The 18,729-nt window shown below is 46.4% G+C and carries 19 protein-coding genes; 8 read left to right on the top strand and 11 right to left on the bottom strand.

Features of this window, described 5'->3' with window-relative positions; translation table 11 throughout:
* Positions 1-1,045 (top strand): deoxyribonuclease IV (locus PMI05_RS16270; RefSeq protein ID WP_007723667.1); only part of this gene is annotated, 1,045 nt, incomplete at its 5' end.
* Between the two features lie 82 nt (positions 1,046-1,127).
* Positions 1,128-1,391, top strand: a complete 264-nt coding sequence (locus PMI05_RS16265) for an Ada metal-binding domain-containing protein (RefSeq protein ID WP_007723664.1) — start codon at positions 1,128-1,130, stop codon at positions 1,389-1,391.
* A gap of 1 nt (position 1,392) precedes the next feature.
* Here the strand turns inward: PMI05_RS16265 and PMI05_RS16260 are convergent, their stop codons facing one another.
* The 3 genes from PMI05_RS16260 to PMI05_RS16250 form a co-directional block, all read right to left on the bottom strand.
* The gene (locus tag PMI05_RS16260; RefSeq protein WP_007723660.1) at positions 1,393-1,806 is read right to left on the bottom strand and encodes a hypothetical protein; all 414 of its coding nucleotides are present in this window, start codon (positions 1,804-1,806) and stop codon (positions 1,393-1,395) included.
* A gap of 4 nt (positions 1,807-1,810) precedes the next feature.
* The gene (locus PMI05_RS16255) at positions 1,811-2,590 is read right to left on the bottom strand and encodes a cyclase family protein (protein WP_007723658.1); all 780 of its coding nucleotides are present in this window, start codon (positions 2,588-2,590) and stop codon (positions 1,811-1,813) included.
* A gap of 137 nt (positions 2,591-2,727) precedes the next feature.
* Entirely contained in the window at positions 2,728-3,558 is an 831-nt protein-coding gene (locus tag PMI05_RS16250; RefSeq protein WP_007723656.1) for a helix-turn-helix domain-containing protein, read from the bottom strand.
* 71 nt (positions 3,559-3,629) lie between these two features.
* On the opposite strand from PMI05_RS16250, the gene PMI05_RS16245 reads away from it, so the two are divergent.
* Positions 3,630-4,640, top strand: a complete 1,011-nt coding sequence (locus tag PMI05_RS16245) for an alpha/beta fold hydrolase (protein WP_007723654.1) — start codon at positions 3,630-3,632, stop codon at positions 4,638-4,640.
* Positions 4,641-4,774: 134 nt separating this feature from the next.
* Complete coding sequence (locus PMI05_RS16240) at positions 4,775-5,326, top strand: dihydrofolate reductase family protein (protein WP_007723653.1); 552 nt, start codon at positions 4,775-4,777, stop codon at positions 5,324-5,326.
* Positions 5,327-5,420: 94 nt separating this feature from the next.
* Here the strand turns inward: PMI05_RS16240 and PMI05_RS16235 are convergent, their stop codons facing one another.
* On the bottom strand, positions 5,421-6,740 hold the full coding sequence (locus PMI05_RS16235; RefSeq protein WP_052006435.1) for a hemolysin family protein: 1,320 nt from the start codon (positions 6,738-6,740) through the stop codon (positions 5,421-5,423).
* 198 nt (positions 6,741-6,938) lie between these two features.
* A complete protein-coding gene (locus PMI05_RS16230) occupies positions 6,939-7,700 on the bottom strand; it encodes an exodeoxyribonuclease III (protein ID WP_039960912.1) in 762 nt (253 codons plus the stop codon).
* 225 nt (positions 7,701-7,925) lie between these two features.
* Between PMI05_RS16230 and mphJ the strand changes: the two genes are divergently transcribed.
* From mphJ to PMI05_RS16215, 3 genes are all read left to right on the top strand, one after another.
* Positions 7,926-8,852 (top strand): macrolide 2'-phosphotransferase MphJ, encoded by a 927-nt coding sequence (gene mphJ / locus PMI05_RS16225; RefSeq protein ID WP_007723645.1) that lies wholly within the window; start codon positions 7,926-7,928, stop codon positions 8,850-8,852.
* Between the two features lie 140 nt (positions 8,853-8,992).
* Positions 8,993-9,313: a hypothetical protein gene (locus PMI05_RS16220; protein ID WP_007723643.1), complete on the top strand. Its 321-nt coding sequence runs from the start codon at positions 8,993-8,995 to the stop codon at positions 9,311-9,313.
* A 116-nt stretch (positions 9,314-9,429) separates the two neighbouring features.
* A complete protein-coding gene (locus tag PMI05_RS16215) occupies positions 9,430-9,939 on the top strand; it encodes a PepSY-associated TM helix domain-containing protein (protein ID WP_007723641.1) in 510 nt (169 codons plus the stop codon).
* A 56-nt stretch (positions 9,940-9,995) separates the two neighbouring features.
* On the opposite strand, the gene PMI05_RS16210 is transcribed toward PMI05_RS16215, so the two are convergent.
* The 5 genes from PMI05_RS16210 to PMI05_RS16190 form a co-directional block, all read right to left on the bottom strand.
* Positions 9,996-10,520, bottom strand: coding sequence for a DUF420 domain-containing protein (locus tag PMI05_RS16210; RefSeq protein ID WP_007723639.1), 525 nt, complete (start codon positions 10,518-10,520; stop codon positions 9,996-9,998).
* 190 nt (positions 10,521-10,710) lie between these two features.
* Positions 10,711-12,087: an amino acid permease gene (locus PMI05_RS16205; protein WP_007723637.1), complete on the bottom strand. Its 1,377-nt coding sequence runs from the start codon at positions 12,085-12,087 to the stop codon at positions 10,711-10,713.
* Between the two features lie 321 nt (positions 12,088-12,408).
* A complete protein-coding gene (locus PMI05_RS16200) occupies positions 12,409-13,350 on the bottom strand; it encodes an alpha/beta hydrolase (protein ID WP_007723634.1) in 942 nt (313 codons plus the stop codon).
* A 13-nt stretch (positions 13,351-13,363) separates the two neighbouring features.
* A complete protein-coding gene (locus PMI05_RS16195) occupies positions 13,364-14,434 on the bottom strand; it encodes an LLM class flavin-dependent oxidoreductase (protein ID WP_007723628.1) in 1,071 nt (356 codons plus the stop codon).
* Positions 14,435-14,475: 41 nt separating this feature from the next.
* Positions 14,476-15,699, bottom strand: a complete 1,224-nt coding sequence (locus PMI05_RS16190) for an MFS transporter (protein WP_007723627.1) — start codon at positions 15,697-15,699, stop codon at positions 14,476-14,478.
* 251 nt (positions 15,700-15,950) lie between these two features.
* Here PMI05_RS16190 and PMI05_RS16185 point away from each other — a divergent pair, with 251 nt between their 5' ends.
* Positions 15,951-16,532 carry a TetR/AcrR family transcriptional regulator gene (locus PMI05_RS16185; RefSeq protein ID WP_007723626.1) on the top strand — a complete coding sequence of 194 codons (582 nt, stop codon included), beginning with the start codon at positions 15,951-15,953 and terminating at the stop codon, positions 16,530-16,532.
* A 73-nt stretch (positions 16,533-16,605) separates the two neighbouring features.
* On the opposite strand, the gene PMI05_RS16180 is transcribed toward PMI05_RS16185, so the two are convergent.
* Positions 16,606-18,576 carry a methyl-accepting chemotaxis protein gene (locus tag PMI05_RS16180; RefSeq protein WP_007723625.1) on the bottom strand — a complete coding sequence of 657 codons (1,971 nt, stop codon included), beginning with the start codon at positions 18,574-18,576 and terminating at the stop codon, positions 16,606-16,608.
* Between the last annotated feature and the right edge of the window lie 153 nt (positions 18,577-18,729).

The raw sequence follows: 18,729 nt of genomic DNA, 5'->3' as shown, positions 1-18,729 counted from the left end.
CGGCTCGAGTACCTTTATGATCTACACGGGTGCACCGCAAAACACCCGCCGCAAGCCAATCGAGGACCAGTACATTACAGAAGGCAAAGAAGTAATGGCGAAGCAGGGCGTGGATGAAATCGTGGTACATGCCCCGTACATTATTAACTTGGGCTCTTACAAGGACGATACCTATGAGCTTGCTGTCCGCTTTCTGCAAGAAGAGATTCGCCGGACCGACTACATTGGCGTCAAAAATATCGTGCTCCACCCTGGCGCTTACACCGACAAGGATGCGGAGTACGGCATCGCCCGGATCGCAGAAGGCTTGAATGAAGTTCTGACAGGCATCAAAGACACCGACGTGAACATCGCGCTGGAGACTATGGCGGGCAAAGGAACGGAAATCGGTCGTAGCTTTGAGGAAATCGCGTCCATCATCGAGAAAGTAGAAGACAACAGCAGGCTGACCGTCTGCATGGATACTTGCCACATTCACGACGCGGGCTACGATATCGTCAACGACTTCGATGGCGTCTTGGAACAGTTTGACCGGACAATCGGCTTGGATCGACTCGCCGTTGTTCACTTGAATGACAGCAAAAACTTCCGCGGGGCAGGCAAAGACCGCCATGCGCCAATCGGTGCTGGACTCATCGGCTTTGATGCGATGAACTACATCGTGAACCACGAGAAAATCCGCCACCTGCCACTTGTACTGGAGACACCTTGGATCAGCAAGGAAAAAGGCAACGAGCGTCCGATGTACGAAGCAGAAATCGCCCTCTTGCGCGGGGAAGTGGACAAGCGCTTCGGCGACGAATTCATGGACCATGTGGAGCGCCTCGATTTCTTTTTCCGCAAACAAGATATCACCAGACGCGAGTATGTGATTGGAATTTGGGATCTGCTCAAAAACGACGCGAAGGCAAAAAAAGCCGATGGCCGCGAGCCGATGGAGCGTCTGTACGATATGGTGAAGGAAGCGAGATTGTTCCCAGAACTCACCGAAGAGCAGATCAACCACCGCTTGTCCGCCTACTTCGCGATTCCGAAATACTCGTAAGGAAAAAATCCATGTAGGCTTGCTATGGCTTCCTCCTGTTGAAGTGAATGTACCGACATCAACCAACAAAGGAGGAAGCCACATGCCTGCGAAAACTTACACCCTGCTAGGAGCCAATCGCCAGTTTTATAAAAGCAGTACACCCGGCACATTTGGCGGCTACAGGCCAGGTAAAATTTATGGCCGACTGGACTGTCCCTCTGCCATCAGAGCCATTACGCGAGGCGGTTATGTGCGCCATCGTGTATTTTTTGCTGATGAAGCTACCGCTATTGCTGCGGGGTATCGGCCTTGTGCTGTTTGTTTACGAGAGAAATATTTGTTGTGGAAAGAGATGCGTGCGTAAATCAATGAGCCCTGCCATTCCATAGAACACCTGCGGGGATTCGAAAGAGTACATAGTTGCCCGTCCACATTTGTGACGTGATGATCATCTTCTCTTTCTCCCTTTCAAAAAAGTAACCAGCCCCTTCTTGCTCGATAAAAGTCCATCCTTTTTCTGTCATCGCTCGTTTCATCGCTTCTGCTGCTGTAGCTTGATTCGCTTGCGGCCCATACCCATACCAATCAACGCTTTCCTCCGTCGTCAATTTGACGATGGTTCCCGTGTTTTCGCCCAACAGCTCGGTCACTTCTCTTTTGGACTTGGATTCGAATGGTAATGCAGGATACCAGATCAGAGAAACATACGCGATCATGATGAAACAAAAACCCAAGAAGAATAGGAGGAACAGAACTTTCGCTCTCTTGTTAATGCCCATGCAACTACTCCTCTTCCTCAAAAATCGCTACAGGACGTGCCCATCCCGCGCTCGCTCCTTTCACTTTCACAGGAAACACAGAAACGGTAAACCCGTAGGACCTCGGCAATTGCTCCAAATTCGCCAGCTTTTCAATTTGGCAATACTCTTTCTCTTTTCCCACATAGTGAGCCGCCCATAAAACTCCATCGCGCGGATTTTGTTTATAATCAGCGGCCTGAACGGAAAACGGAATATCCCATCCCCACCCATCGGTTCCCATGACCTTGATTCCTTGATCGATCAGCCAATGTGTCGCTTCGGCGGATACTCCTGCGTGTGATTGAAAATAGTGCTCTTCATAGTATCTTTTATCCGCATCCGTCCTGATCAGGACAATGTCGAACGGTTTCAGTTCGTATTGGATTTGGGCGAGCTTCTGTTTAACATCATTCACCGTGATTTCATAGCCAAACGGCTTTTCACTAAAATCAAGCAGGACACCATCTCCGTAGAACCACTCCAACGGCAACTGATCAATCGTTTTCGCCGGCTCTCCCTCTGACGTAGGCCAGTAATGCCAAGGCGCATCTACATGTGTCCCTGTATGTGTCGTGAGTGTCACCGTTTCACTCGCCCAAGCCTTCTGTTCGGGAAAATCCGTTGGTTGCAAACCGAAATACTGGGCAGCTTGGACAGCCCCTTCTTCATGACTATTGTATTGAATCTCAGGTGGAAACGGTTCTTTTGCCAGCCGATCAAGAGGCACACTCAGATCAATGAACCGACGTGCTTTTCTATTCATAGCAGGATTCCCTTCCTTCCGCTCTGTAATTTTCTGTATTTTTGGTTAACTTCACTGTACTACCTGCCTTCCACCAGCGTCAAATGAACACAAGCAAAAGGCCAGTACCTCGTCGTCTATACAGGTACTGGCCTTCTTCATGGGGATTCTATGGGAATTTGTACTTCTACATACGTATCGCCACCATGCGGGGATTGCAGATAGTTTTCTCTGCCTGGCTGATCTTTTTTGATCCGGTATTGATTGCGCTCTATCCATCTTGCCAAGTCAATACAGGCCGTAGAAGGAACGAATGGCTCTACACGTTGGACCAGGGTGGCCATCATCGGCTCCTCTGGCAGCATACCTATTTCCAGCATGTCGGATGCGGATGGCAAGGGAATGTCCTGTTTGATTACATAGCCGATCTCCATTTCGAATGCCGTCTCGTCTCTCTCCGACTCCTTCCACAAAACGATAGGAGAAAGCACCCCTCTCTGCTGCTTGCCTGCATAATGAGCCAGCCGATCGAAAAACATCGGAATCTCTTCCACTGTACCTTCTGAACGGAATGAAACAACTTTTTGGGCTTCGACTTGTTTAAAGACAACCTCTTGTTCTATGTACCCCTTTTGCTCGATCCATAGCAGACGCTCCTTGATTCGATTCAATCGTGCTTGCTCCTCCTCAAGTAGCCGTTCCATCTCCCTTTCTTTTTGCCTGAATATGCCTTTTAGTTGGTCTATGGACATTTCTTCATGCAGCAATTGCTGAATTTGTTGCAACGTAAAGCCCAAGTCCTTGTACATGAGGATTCGATTGAGCGTAACCAATTGCTCTGCTGCATAAAACCGATAGCCCGTCTCTTTGTCGATATCCGCTGGCTTCAAAATACCAATTTGGTCATAAAAACGAAGTGTCTTTAAGGACACTCTGCTCAATCGGGAAAATTCACTGATCTTAAACATGGAAAAACCCCAATCTGTCATTCCCTTGACTTTCCCCTGTACGGGAACGTTTATAGTTGAAAAAAATCATGCTTACAAAGGAGCAATGCGAGATGGATTACGACATTTTTCACTTGGGAGAGGTTAGCTTGCAGTCAGGTGTGACACTACCGCATGCATTTATTGCTTACAAAACGTATGGCACACTCAACGCAGCCAAGGATAACGTCATTATATTTCCTACATCGTTTGGAGACCAGCATTACCAAAACGAATGGCTCATCGGGGAAGATAAGGCTTTGAATCCGAATCAATATTTTATCATCATTCCCAACATGCTCGGCAACGGGCTATCGTCCTCCCCGAGCAATACAGCCAACCCGTATGATCAGGCCAATTTTCCACACGTTACGATCTACGATAATGTCACACTTCAGCATCGACTCATTACGGAGAGGTTTGGCATCAAAAAAATTGCGCTGGCAACCGGCTGGTCGATGGGGGCCATCCAGGCCTTTCATTGGGCGGCGAGCTACCCAGATATGGTCGAACGATTGGCTCCTTTTGCCGGAACCGCAAAAACATGGCCGCATAACATCGTCTTGATCGAAGGGATTCGAGCAGCATTGCAGGCCGATGTAGCTTGGAATAACGGGCAGTATACAGCATCTCCCGAGGTTGGCTTACGTACCTTGGGGCGCGTTTATGCTAGTTGGGGGTTTTCACAGCCATTTTATCGCGAGGAATGCTATAAAGCTTTGGGCTATGAGACACTTTCCGAATTTATCTCGGGATTTTGGGAGGAGAGCTTTGTTCCGTCAGATGCAAATGATTTGCTGGCGATGATGTGGACGTGGCAGCATGCCGACATTAGCCAAAATGATAGATACAAGGGAGACTTTGAGGCAGCGTTACGAAGCATCCAGGCACAAACGGTTGTGATGCCTGTACGGACTGATTTGTATTTCACGCCAGAAGACAGTGAATATGAGACGAAGCACATCCCAAACGCTAATTTTAAGCCGATTGAATCAATCTGGGGGCACTTGGCTGGGTTTGGACTTAACCCTGTCGATACCGCGTTTATTGATAACACCTTAAAAGAACTGTTGGGGACAAATTGAATATTGTTTCATGACGCTCCTCCTCTTTATCTTATGAATCAGACTGTATCAAATGAGTGCTCAAATTAAAAATGCGTGCAAGCCCTAGATCATTTCACATAAAATGGAATGGAGAAAAAAGGAGGGATTTCCAAATGGCCTCATTAATTTATCATGTTGCCGTATCGTTAGACAATTTCATTGCCGATCAAGGGATCATAGATGGAAATATTGAAAACACTCTCTTTTTATTTGAGGGAGAACATGTACCGGACTTTTTATCTGAAATTCAGGAATATGATGCTGTGCTGATGGGCGCCAAAACGTATGAGTTCGGGTTTAAATTCGGTGCCAAGCCGGGCGAACCAGGCTATAAGGGAATCAAGCATTATATTTTCTCTAACTCCATGCAGTTCGAGTCCAATGCAGAAGTCGAGCTGGTCAAAGGCGATGCCGTCGAATTTATCAAAAATCTTAAACAGCAAGAAAACGGCAAGCTGTGGCTATGTGGGGGCGGTGAATTGGCAGGAGCGTTACTGGCACATCAACTGATTGATCAATTAGTGCTGAAAGTGAATCCGGTGATGGTCGGTGAAGGTATCCCCCTATTTGGAAGTGCGAATCCACGTCTCAAACTCGAGTTAGTAGACATGAAACAGTACGCGAACGGCGTAACGAAACCTACTTACAATATTGTTTATATGTAATCTCGCTTAATAAGAGAAACGCGACCGCTTTATTCGACCCGTTTCTTTACCTTCTGTCATATAGAAAAAAGATGGGGAATCCCCCATCTTTTGATTACGTTACGTCCTGCAGCTCACGAGTTGGAACTTCTGCCGCTTTTTGAATTTCAATTTTCCGTATGCGATGCTTGTCTTTCTTTCGGATCGTAAAGACGAGATCATCGTATTGCCATTGGATACCTTCTTTGAGCGTCGAATTTTGACTGTATAGCCAACCCCCGATGGTATCGAGTTCTTCTTCATTAATATTAGCGTTAAGCAAATCATTAACCTCTGAGAGAAGTACCTTTCCGTCTACAATCACATGGCTGTTCTCTTCTACGATTTCGATTTCGGCTTTTTCCTCCGCGTCGAACTCATCACGGATCTCACCTACAATTTCCTCCAAAATGTCTTCGATCGTAACCATTCCGGAGGTACCGCCATACTCGTCAATCAGGATGGCAATATGCGTTCTTTGTTTCTGCATCTTTTTCAAAAGGTCTTTTACAGGAGTAGCCTCAGAAACCGTCAAAAACGGTCGGATGAGCTTGGAAATATCCAAATTTGGATCATCTGCATAATTCAGAAAGAACTCTTTCGTGTTAATCATCCCGATAATATGATCTTTGTTTTGCGAAATAACCGGGAAACGGGTATATTGCTCTTCTTTCATGACTCGCAGATTTTGCTCAAGGGTATATTCCTTGTGCAAGCAGCTCATATCTGTTCTCGGGACCATAATCTCGCGGGCCAGCATCTCGTCAAAGGCAAAGATATTGCTGACGTATCCATACTCAGACTGATTAATTTTGCCACTCTCATAGCTTTCCGTCAGAATGATTCGCAGCTCTTCTTCTGAGTGACTTTCTTCGTGCTCCTTGGTCGGTTTCATACCGAATGAACGCACAAGCAGAGCAGCAGAGCCATTCAACACCCAGATCGCAGGGTACATCAATTTATAAAACCAAATAATAGGTTTCGCACACAGTAAGCTAACCGCTTCTGCTTTTTGGATCGCCACTGTTTTCGGTGCCAGTTCCCCGACAACCACATGTAGAAACGTAACGAGTGAGTAAGCAATCACAAACGACAGAATTGCAACGACTTGTTCGGGTAAATAAGGCGTAAGAATTGGGCTAATGATACTTTCAATCGTCGGTTTCCCCAATACCCCCAAGCCAATGGCTGTCAACGTAATCCCCAACTGACACGCTGACAAATATCCATCCAGGTTACTAACTACTTTCTGAACAGCAAGAGCATTCTTTCTCCCTTCCATGACCAATTGGTCTACACGGCTTGGGCGAAGCTTTACAATTGCGAATTCAGTTGCCACAAAAAAAGCAGTAGCAACAATCAGAAAAGCAATTAGTAACAAATTCATGGTTAGCAATATCCTATCCCCTCTTCATTAGAAGTCTTACGTTTTCATTGTACGAAACTCAGCTCCTCCACATCAACGTTCGCTTATATCCAATTTCGTCTTAATTGTTTGATTATAGGCAGTTTTGCTATTTCAGGTCACTCACCCTCACAATTGCTGACTACAGGCATAGCATACTCACCCATATCCTTCCCTTCCTCTTGCTCTTTATTCGATTTTCCCAAACTCCAACACGACCGGACAATGATCGCTTCCCAGCACCTGTGAGTCAATTCCCGCCCCGAGCAACGACGGTGCCAGTCTCTCAGACGCGAGAAAATAATCAATACGCCACCCGATATTCCGTTCTCTTACCTTCGGCATGAAAGACCACCACGTATATGCATCTGTCTGATCCGGATAAAAATATCGATAGGTATCCACAAACCCAGCTGCCAGCAAACTCGTCATCTTCTCTCGCTCTTCAGGAGTAAAGCCAGAATTATTGCGATTGGACTTCGCATTTTTCAAATCAATCTCTTGATGGGCGACATTCAGATCCCCACAAACCACTACAGGCTTCTTCGCATCTAGCTGCAATAAGTAGTTCCGAAACCGATCTTCCCATTCCAGCCGATAATCCAATCTCGACAAATCACGCTTCGCATTCGGGGTATATACCGTTACCAGATAGAAATCCTGGAACTCCAGCGTAATGACTCGTCCCTCAGGCTCATGGTCTTCTTCCAAGCCGTAACGTACAGATAGTGGTTCCATTCTTGTAAAAACAGCCGTTCCGGAATACCCCTTTTTCTCTGCGTAGTTCCAATATTGATGATACTCCTCGCCGATCTCCATCTCGATTTGACCTTCTTGTAGCTTCGTTTCCTGCAAGCAAAATATATCGGCATTCGCCTCTTTGAAGTAATCGTAGAATCCTTTGTTTACACATGCGCGAAGTCCATTTACATTCCAAGAAATCAATTTCATCATCGCTAATCTCCTCGTCGCTATTCGTTAGATTCCATGGTACACTATCTTTGTTTTCAATTATAGGAGGTTACGATGATGGACATTGCAATAGGCATCGCATTCATGAGACTTCGTTAAAATCGACAAGACCCCATGTTGGCTCAACCATTTTCAAAAACGGAATGGGATGGGTTTATTTGTGTTTGATTGATTCTAACTATTCATGAATGAGGTGTTTTTGTTATGTCAAAAAACAATGTAGAGCAAATACTTGCAATCGCGAAAAATAACGGAATCCTTATAGACCCAACTAGCGTGAAGGTAAATGAATCCGGCTTAGATTTTCTTGCGATTTTTGCAAGTACGATAGATGGCGTTCCATGGGTATTGCGCCAACCACGACGGGACGATGTCGTGGAGACAGCTCGTTATGAGAAAAAGGTGTTAGATCTCGTTGCCAAACATCTACATGTCGAAGTACCAAATTGGCAGGTTCACACCTCTGAATTCATCGCTTATCCGATCCTGGGTGGCACCCCGATGGCAACGATCAATATGGAAACAAAAAATTATGAGTGGTATTTGAATCCTGAATCTCTGCCGGAACTGTGCATACAAACGTGGGCGGAAGCATTGGTGGAATTACACGGTATTCATCATGATCTTGCTCGCGATGCTGGCGTCCGCGTCAAGCAGCCTAGCGAAGCACGAGCAAGCCTTCGAGAAAAGATGAATGAAGTCAAACATGTCTTTGGCGTTTCTAGGGCGCTATGGGAGCGATGGCAAAAATGGCTTGCGGATGACACATTCTGGCCTGCTCACTCTGCTCTTGTGCATGGTGACCTCCATCCGGGGCATATCCTGGTTGCTGAAAACGGCAAGGTAACGGGGCTCCTGGATTGGACGGAGGCCGAGGTCGCTGACCCTGCCATTGATTTCACGGTCTTTTACATGTTGTTCGGAGACACTGGCTTGGCCGATTTCATCCAACGGTATGAGAAAGCAGGAGGCCGTGTATGGCCGCGTATGCATGAGCATATTGCAGAAATGACATCAGCGTATCCCGCCATTCTTGCCACCTTCGCGTTGAAATCAGGGCTGGAAGAGTTCAAGATCATGGCACGACAAGCTCTAGGTGTCGACGAAAACGGCAAAGAGATCTCTTCATAGATAAACCAACCACCGTCCCCGTTTGGAGGCGGTGGTTTTTCTAAGTAAATAGCTACAATGAGCCATTACTGACTTAGAAATAAGGTGTTACAATAAATCGGCTCATTTGGACAATCCTTTACTAAATAGATGGAGTGAATATGATGAAGCGAGGACTTCTTATTGGCATTGGTGCTGTAGTCGTAGTAGCAGGCGTGCTTTCCATTCCTGTTGAGGCAAGCCCCTCACCCGATACACGAATCATATTGGAGCACACAAACAAGACGTATATTTCACCGCCCTGTTATGAGCAAGCAAACAAAACCAACAATCTAGCCGAGGCCAATATTCAAAAAGCGCAGGAATTGAATTATCAGCCAGAATCCAGCTGCACGGCAAATTCACTTGCCCCCATCAAGCAACCGATTGCTTCTGTACTCGCCGCAAATCTCGGAATCAAACAAGGCCGCTGGGATTGGTAATAGCACTACGTTCTGCTTCACGAATTGTTCAAGTAAAATAGCTCATCTGAGCCATCTCCTTTTATCAACAAAGTTTATATAATCATCAAGAACGTCATCGAGAGGAGTAACCCTGCATGCTATTTAAGAAGTGGAACCGTAACTTCCACCGCTACATCGGACTCATCGTTAGCCTTTTCTTACTGATGTGGGCCATTACTGGTTTTCTCCTGTTAAATGTCCCTTGGTATCAGGAAAAAGCCACAGACTTGAAAACGACAATGATCGAGGTACCTGCCCAACCAGAAAAGCTAACCATCTCCTATGTGGGTGAGAAGTTAGTAGAAACTGGGGAATATTCTTGGGATGAGATCAGATCGATCGCAAAATCAGGTGACTCTTTCAAAGTGTACGTCAGCAGAGATCCAATTCTACGGCTGACTGTTTCTTCCGAAGGGCACATCTCAGCCTTGAAACAAGATCCCATTTTAGATTTCTTCTACGGACTGCATGTGGGCGAATGGGAAGACCTCAATTATGTGACTGTGTTAGAGATTGTCTCCATCTTAACGGCTTTTCTTGTCGTATCCGGGCTTATTTATTTCCTGCCCAAACGCTGGTTTAAGAAACGTGAAAAGAAAATATAAAGGCTTCGTCCATAAAAAAAGAGCGTTAGCTATAGCAGCTAATGCTCTTTTTTTGATTAATAGTACGGAGAAATCATGATATAAACAATGACGCCCGTCGCACTGACATACAGCCACATCGGCATCGTCCAGCGAGCGATTTTTTTATGTTTTTCCACTTTCATGTTGAGTCCACGTGCAGTCGTAATCAACGCAAATGGAACGATAATCGCCGACAATAAAATATGTGTAATCAAGATGAAGTAATAGATCGGTCGCACAATTCCCTCTCCCCCGAAGGAAGTACTAGGTGCCATTCCGTGGTAGACCACATACGAAACCAGGAAGAGAGCTGTTGTGGAGAAGGCTGCAAAAATATATCCTCGATGCATCTTAATGTTTTTGTACTTCACGATGGAAACAAGCGCGGCAATCAAAAATACAAAGGTGAAGCTGTTCATGACCGCATTAAAAAACGGCAGAAACGTCAGGTCGAGATGGCTGAAATCATTGTTTTTCGGCATGAAGTACAAGATGGCGATAAGCGTGTTAATCGCTATGGTGAGAGTAACGATAATCGGTGTATAGTTGCGTTGTTTCATTCTTATGCTCCTTTTTTCTCAGATCATGAATGAGTATCCCGCTTTAGTCTACCCATTGACGAGCCCGGACATTGGCAGCTGAAGACGGTTAACCAGTCCAGTCATCCTAATGATAAACGAAGTAGGTATGCCGTACAAAGGCGATTTGATGAACAAAAAAAGGACCAACAAATGTTGGTCCCTTTCGTTATTACTTGTTTGATTGCTCGTCCAGTGGAACTGCCTTGCTAATTCCTAGTGCAAAGAAGCTGATGACCACAATCGCCAAGAAGACAATCCCGGCAATCAAGGAGACGCGTGTATCATCATTGATCCACATACCGATGAGTACCATGATGAGAAAAGCAATGGTCAAATAGTTGCTCACTGGCGCAAAAGGCATTTTGAATGGATGGTTGTCCATTTCAGCACCCTTTGCTTTTCGGAATCTGATTTGACTGATCAAGATGACAAACCACGGAACCATACCAGGTAACACACTCGCACTGTACACATACACGAATAGATTTTCTGGGGCGATATAGCTTAAGATAACGCCAACACCCAGACCGATCAGCACACCAATCGTACCTAACAACGGCACACCATTCGAAGACAGCTTCGTAAAAACTTTCGGGGCTTGGCCATTTACACCTAAGGTATACAGCATACGCCCTGCACTATAAATCCCGCTATTACATCCAGACATGGCAGCAGTGATCACGACAAAGTTAATGAGACCTGCCGCTGCGGTAATACCAATTTTCGCAAAAGTAGCAACGAACGGACTGCCGATTGCCTGCAATTGATCCCAAGGGTAAACGGTTACAATAACAAAAATCGCACCAATATAGAAAATCAAAATGCGCCAGATGATACTTTGGATCGCACTTCTTAATGTTTTTTTCGGGTCTTTTGCTTCCCCTGCTGTAATCCCGATGAGCTCGACACCTTGATACGCCCCGATCACCAAGGAAAGAGCAAAGAAAAAGCCTGTCCAACCGCCTGTAAAGAATCCGCCGTTCTCCCACAGATTCGATAATCCGATTGCGTTTCCACCATTCCCAATGCCAAAGAAAATTAATCCAAACCCTGCAATAATCATCAAAACGATCGTTACAATCTTGATCATGGCAAACCAAAACTCAAATTCACCAAATGATTTTACCGAAACCAAGTTTGCTGCACCGAGAATCACCATTGCAATAATGCCTGGAATCCAAGGCGGTAAATCCGGGAACCAATACTGCATATACGTCCCGACGGCAATAATCTCTGCCATCCCGACAATGACCCACTGGAACCAGTTACTCCAAGCCGTCATATAACCTGCTAACGGATGGATATACTTATGGCCAAAGGTCGCGAATGAACCAGTACTTGGTTCCATATACAACATTTCACCCATTGCACGCATGATGAAAAAAATAAAAATTCCTACAATTGCATAAGCAAGCATGACGGATGGTCCTGTCCATTTGATCGTGCTGGCCGACCCCATAAATAGCCCTACACCAATCGTACCGCCCAAAGCAATCATCTGAATATGACGGGCTTCCAGGCCTCTCTTCAGTTCCTTGTTTCCCACGTAAGCTTCCTCTTCCTCTCTGCTGTTGGCGGTATTTTAGGAAAGCGATCATAGAAAGCATTCCTAATCGTTAGTAAGATTATTCCTTTCCCTACGTTGTGCTTCACTTCCGAATTGTTTGTTTATTTGTAAAATATATTTCCCTAACGTTAATTATTATATTCACTCTATAAACAATTTGTAAATCAATATATTCAAGAAAAATATAACCAAATATATATTACTGAAAAAACATTTTCTTCTCTCCAGGTAACATGATAGAAAAGCACAACAATCGCCGAGACCTTCCTCGATCGGTTGTTGTGCTATTTGCCTCATCGATTATTTAGGATTAAGCGCTCTTGCCATCGCATCCACATAGCTTTGGCTGGCGCGTTGGCTCACTTCCGCTTCGGGGACAAACACTTCAAAGCAGTGGTAGCATCCGGGATACAGATGAAATTCAACGTCTACGCCCGCTTGTGCAAGACGCGTCACATATTCGATCGTCTCATCTCGGAACAGATCGAGCTGTCCTACGCACGTATAAGTCGGCGGCAGCCCCTCCAAGTTTTCTGCTCTCGATGGCACCGCATATGCGGATACCTGACTGTCGTCGGCACCTTCGTCTAGGTACATGCTCCACGCAGCCAAATTGTTTGTCCGGTTCCAGGTTGCATTTTCAGCCTCAATTTCATAGCTCGACGCTGTACGATTACGGTTGTCGATCATCGGATACAACGGCATTTGGAAGATAAGCGCCGGTCCGCCTTTGTCGCGGGCCATTAAAGCAAGTGCTGCGGTCAGCCCCCCTCCCCCGCTTGCACCAGCAATCGCAACCCGATCCAAATCGATGCCGAGTGACTCAGCTTCGTCTGTCATCCATGTTAAACCGGCGTAACAGTCATGGATGGCAGCTGGATAAGGGTGCTCGGGAGCCAGACGATAATCGACCGATACGACGACACAATTAGCCGCTTGTACAAAGCGTTCGCATAGAGCGTCATCCATATCGGGATGCCCCATCACATAGCCTCCTCCGTGAATCCACAGCATGGCCGGAAGCATACTACCTGTCCGCTGGACGGGCTCGTATATTTTAGCTAGCATCTCTCCTGCTGCGCCCGGAATCATTCGACTTGTGGTACGTACGTCCTCTGACTTCACAATAGGCGGATTTTTCAGCATGGCCCTGCTCGATTCCAAATTTTCTTCGAGTTGAAAACCAGGGAATTGTGCTAATGTTTGGTTTAATTCCGGCAGTACTCGACGATGAAAATCCACGTGAATCCCTCCATTAAGCAAATGTTGATTCTTGCTGCGTCTCTGCTTCCCACTTGGTTATTTCCTCTCGCACCCGAGGCGCTACCTCTGTTCCTAGCAGCTCAATGGCTCTCATTACCTGATCATGCGGCATCGTGGATATCGGCACATACATCATAAAGCGCGTCATGCCTACATGTTTGCGAAGGTGGATGATCTTTTGAGCAACCGTCTCCGGATCACCCACATACAATGCCCCCTCCAAGCTACGTGCGGCATCGAAGCTAGCACGGTTATAATGCGCCCAGCCCCGCTCCCTTCCGATTTTATTCATTCCTGCTTGGGTAGAAGGAAAGAATGTATCTGCCGCCAGTTCCGTATCTTCTGCAACAAATCCTAGTGAATGTGACCCAACTGTTAATCGCGATACGTCATGACCAGCGTGCATGGCCACCTTCTTGTAAAGCTGCACAAGTGGTGCAAACTGCCGCGGACTTCCACCAATGATCGCTAGCATCAGTGGCAATCCCAGCAGACCTGCACGAACAACAGATTCCTGATTACCTCCGCTGCCAATCCAAATGGGTAAAGGATTCTGAACGGGCCGTGGATACACACCCAAATTCTGAATAGCTGGCCGATGACCGCCCCTCCAGGTTACTTTTTCGGACGCCTGTATTTTCAGGAGCAGTTCCAAATGTTCATCAAACAGCTCATCATAGTCATTCAAGTCATAGCCGAACAGAGGAAAAGACTCGATAAAGGAACCCCGTCCCGCCATAATCTCTGCCCGTCCATTCGAAATGCCATCGAGTGTAGCAAAATCTTGAAAAACACGCACTGGATCAGCCGAAGAAAGCACTGTCACTGCACTGGTCAGCCGAATCCTTTTTGTCAGTGGCGCAGCTGCAGACAGCACCATTGCTGGAGAAGCAGCAGCATAATCCTTGCGATGATGTTCACCAATGCCAAATACATCAAGCCCAACCTGATCAGCGAGGACGATTTCCTCGACAACTTCACGCAATCGCTGTGCGTGGCTCATCACTTCACCTGTCTGAACATCCGGTGTCGTTTCCACAAACGAAGTAATACCAATCTCCACAGACCATCTCTCCTTTTGCAAAATTTATATCAGTCAACAGCTCATGAAACTCGTCTGGTCACTGCCCAATACAACAGAGCCAATGCACTGACAGAAGCTCCGAGCAAGCATACTCCCTCCCAACCAAAATGCGCATATGTATAGGTCGAGGCAATGGAACCAGCAGAAGAGCCGATCGAATAGAAAACCATATACCCCGCCGTGAGCCGACTCCGCGCCTCTGCACCCAGGGTGAAGATCATACTTTGATTCGTAACATGCACGGCCTGTACTGCCAAATCAAGCAAAACTATACCTATCGCCAAGGCAAATAAGGACTGTTCTGTATAGCTGATTAGCAACCAGGATAGTAACAATAGGCTCAAAGCAAAGCCCGTCGTTCTCTGTCCATAGCCTCGATCTGCAAGCTTCCCTGCCCTTGCTGCAGCTAACGCTCCGGCAACTCCTGCGAGACCAAACGCCCCGATCGCCGTATGCGACAAAGATAATGGCGGCGCACTAAGAGGCAGTACTAATGGCGTCCACAAAATACTAAAGGCAGCAAAAATCAGCATAGCCAGAACAGAGCGAATACGTAATAGCCGTTCTTGTGCGAACAACAACAGCACCGATCCAAGCAACTGGAGATAGGATAGCGACTTTACCTCCCGCTCCCTATTTGGCAATACCCGAAATAATACGCAAACCATTACCAATAGGAATGCAGCAGAGACCAGATATACGGAACGCCACCCTGCAAGATCTGTTAATAACCCCGCAACGGTTCGCGCTAGAAGTATGCCAATGACGATTCCACTTGTAACGACTCCAACCACTCGCCCTCGTTCAGCAGGGACAGCCATTGTCGCAGCAAATGCAACGATCGTCTGCGTCACAACGGCTAGCAAGCCTACCGCAGCTATACCTGCGAATAGTACCGTGCTGGTGGAAGCTGTCCCTACGATTACCAGCGCTACCACAGATAAAAACATCTGACCGATAATCAGGCGGCGCTGGTTCAATAAATCGCCCAGTGGCACAAGCAATAACAGTCCTACTGCATAAAAGATTTGAGTAAGGGTAATGAGAATCCCAATGATGGAATAGTCAATTCCGAACTCAATCGACAAATGATCAAGTAGTGGTTGCGCGAAGTAGATATTCGCAACTGACATCCCGCAAGCAACCGCAAACAATAGTGTTACATAGCGAGGCATGGGAGAGCCTTGCACTGAATCCGCCTTCCTATCGGCTTTGGCCGTTACTTTTTCAATAATCTCCTCCATCTGACTTCACCTAACCTCCTTTCATTTTTCGTTTAGAACAAAATAACATACCGATCAGTACGTTATTATGCCCAGTAAATATATCCCACTATTTCTTTTTTTGTCAACAGCATTCTTTTTCACACTAGGATAGGCCGTCGCAAAATTGACAAAACAGATGAAAAACAATAAAATATAAAATACCATTCAGTACAAAATATCTATTGACCGTTACATAGATTCGAATACTTGAGTAATGAGAGGAACACTTTATGGCAAGAACACGCGAATTTGACGAAGAAAAAGTACTAGATGCAGCTATGCAGCTCTTTTGGGAGAAGGGGTATGAAGCTACCTCATTAAGTGATCTAACTTCCCGAATGGGTATCCAGCGCCCCAGTATTTACTCAACCTTTGGGGACAAAAAAGAATTGTTCGAAGCCGCACTACGCAGATACACGATGTCTCGTGCTTCCGAGATACGAACGAAGCTTCAAAACCAGCCATCCGTAAAAGAAGCATTTCGCCATTTTTTTAAAGAGGTGGCCGATGAGGAATATACGGAAGGTCTCAGCCGAGGATGCTTTTGCATTAATACCATGGTCGAACTTGCCCCTCATGATGAGAAATTTGAGATTTTGACAAGGGAACACCAAATGTACCTCTCTGTCATCTTTCAAGAAACGATCGAGCGAGGTATCCGCTCAGGTGAACTCGATTCGAGTATAGACGCGAAAGCTACCGCACAAGCGCTTATCGTATCGTTAATTGGACTGACCGTAATCATGAAATCTCGTCCAAATCGATCATTTGTTGATAATTCAATAGAAGTTACACTTACATTACTTAGGTAACTATACGGATCAACTTGGACAAAAAAAGACCAACATATGTTGGTCTTTTTTCTCTTTATCACTACAACTACTGTTAGCGCTCCAATTTAAAACGCTGCACCAATGACTGCAACTCTTCAGCGATGTTGGCAAGATGCCCTGCCGAAGCCGCCACTTCCTCCATCGAAGCATTCTGTTCTTCACTGGCTGCGGCGACTTGATCGACCTCCTGTGCAGTGGCTTGGCTCATGGCGCTCGATTCACCAAAGGCAACAAGCATCGATGTATTTGACTGCATCAACCCTTCGCTGACGCGGGCTACTTGCGCGAGGTGCGCATCAATGCGGTTAATGGCCTCATTCATCTCCGTAAAACGCTGCTCAACCGATTGTGTCAAATCACTTCCCGCTGTAGCAGAATCCACGCCTTCCTCCGTGCGTCTTACCATGTGAAGGACGCGATTCTGAACCTCGCCGATCAGACTGTCGATCTTTTCAGCAGCAGAACCTGTCTGATCAGCCAGCTTGCGTACCTCATCAGCGACGACAGCGAACCCGCGGCCTTCTTGCCCGGCACGTGCCGCCTCAATAGCTGCATTCAACGCTAGCAAATTCGTCTGAGAGGCGATATCTTGGATGAAATTCGTCACCCCGCTAATTTCTCCAGCAACCCGTTTTAACTCCTCCATCTCATCTTTTGAACGAGTGGAATGCTCCACGATCATATTCACCTGTTGTCTCGCCGCTCCGAGGGACTCCTCTCCGGTATTGGCCAGACTGGTGATGACCTGCGACATTTCCGTGCTCTCACGCAGAATGCGGATGGCATCATCCAGCTCCTGTTGCGCTTGAGTCGCCGATTGCTTCACGGTATCTATACTCCGATTCATATCTGAAGACATGGACGCTATTTCTTGCATGGAAGCAGCCACTTGTTCAATCGTTTGCACGTTCTCCTCCGAATTCGCAGACAAATGCTGGGAGGAAGCAGAGATTTGCTCGGAATGATCGGTAATTTGACGCAGGACATCGGACAACGATTGCGACATCGTATTGAAGTTGGTTTGCAGCTGCCCAATCTCATCCGTTCTTCCACTCTCGATAGACCGGACTGTCAAATCCCCCTGCGCGATCGAGTCGGTCAGTTGCTTCAATTGCAGGATTGGTCGCACCGTGCGTTTCATGAATATCCAAACGAACAGGACAATGAGGGCAAGCAACAGTACGATGAACAAGAACGAAGTCCGCAACAGTGGCCCCGTTTTTTGATTGATTTCACTCCAATCAATAACGGAAACGACGTTCAATCCGAGCGAATTTTGCTTGGTGAAATGGTAATATTCACGAAGCTCGTCATCTTCCATTTCGAAAGAACCCTGCTCTTGATCACGCATTACTTGGAATCGCTCGTCTTCAAGCGGCTTGCCTTGTGGGAAACGAGGATGCGACAGTGTCACGTTGTTCTGATCGAACAAGCTGACATATCCCTTTTCCCCGATCTTGTACGTCTTTACCAGCTCGTTCAAGTGATCGATAGAAACGTCGATTCCCGCTACTCCTGTACCATCCGAGAGCGTCTTGGCAAACGTAATCACGTAGCTTCCGCTAATCGCGTCGATATAAGGTGGCGTCACAATGACCTGCCCTTTATGCTGCATTGCTTGCTTGTACCATTCCCGGGTAGTCGGATCAATTTCCTTTTTCGCCGAGTTGTAGTATCGATTGTCGTAGTACATGAACGCAGCCAAAACATTGTCGATGTCTTTCTCTATGTTGCGGATGCGATCATAGATATACGTATCCGCATTTTGCCCCGGCGGAACTTGAACATCCGCAAAACTATCGATCGTAACAGAATAATCCTGGTACGAATTATTGAGTACTTGTGTAATCATCGTAGTAACCGATTCGACTTGGGACAACAATTCGCGCTCTAACTGGTTGCGCGCCAGTTGTGTTAAGGTCAGGCTCAGAACGACAGAGGGAACAACAATAAGCAAGACGAGAAAAAACAGGATCTGCTTAGATAGCGATGCTTTATAACTGGTAATCATTTTCTTAATCATCTGTGATGACTCCTCTCTAGTGAAGTAGAATAACGAGTTGCAGCCCAAACAACGCCTCACCGGTCGTCAGAAGGCGCGTTCCTATCAGGCTAGATTCATACCTATGCCCACCTTTTCCACTTGGGCATTTCTGCAAAGTATATTTTCCCTGTT

This window comes from Brevibacillus sp. BC25 (assembly GCF_000282075.1).
Classification (GTDB): domain Bacteria; phylum Bacillota; class Bacilli; order Brevibacillales; family Brevibacillaceae; genus Brevibacillus.
The sequence above is the reverse complement of the archived record's forward strand: the minus strand, read 5'-3'. Positions and strand labels throughout refer to the sequence as shown.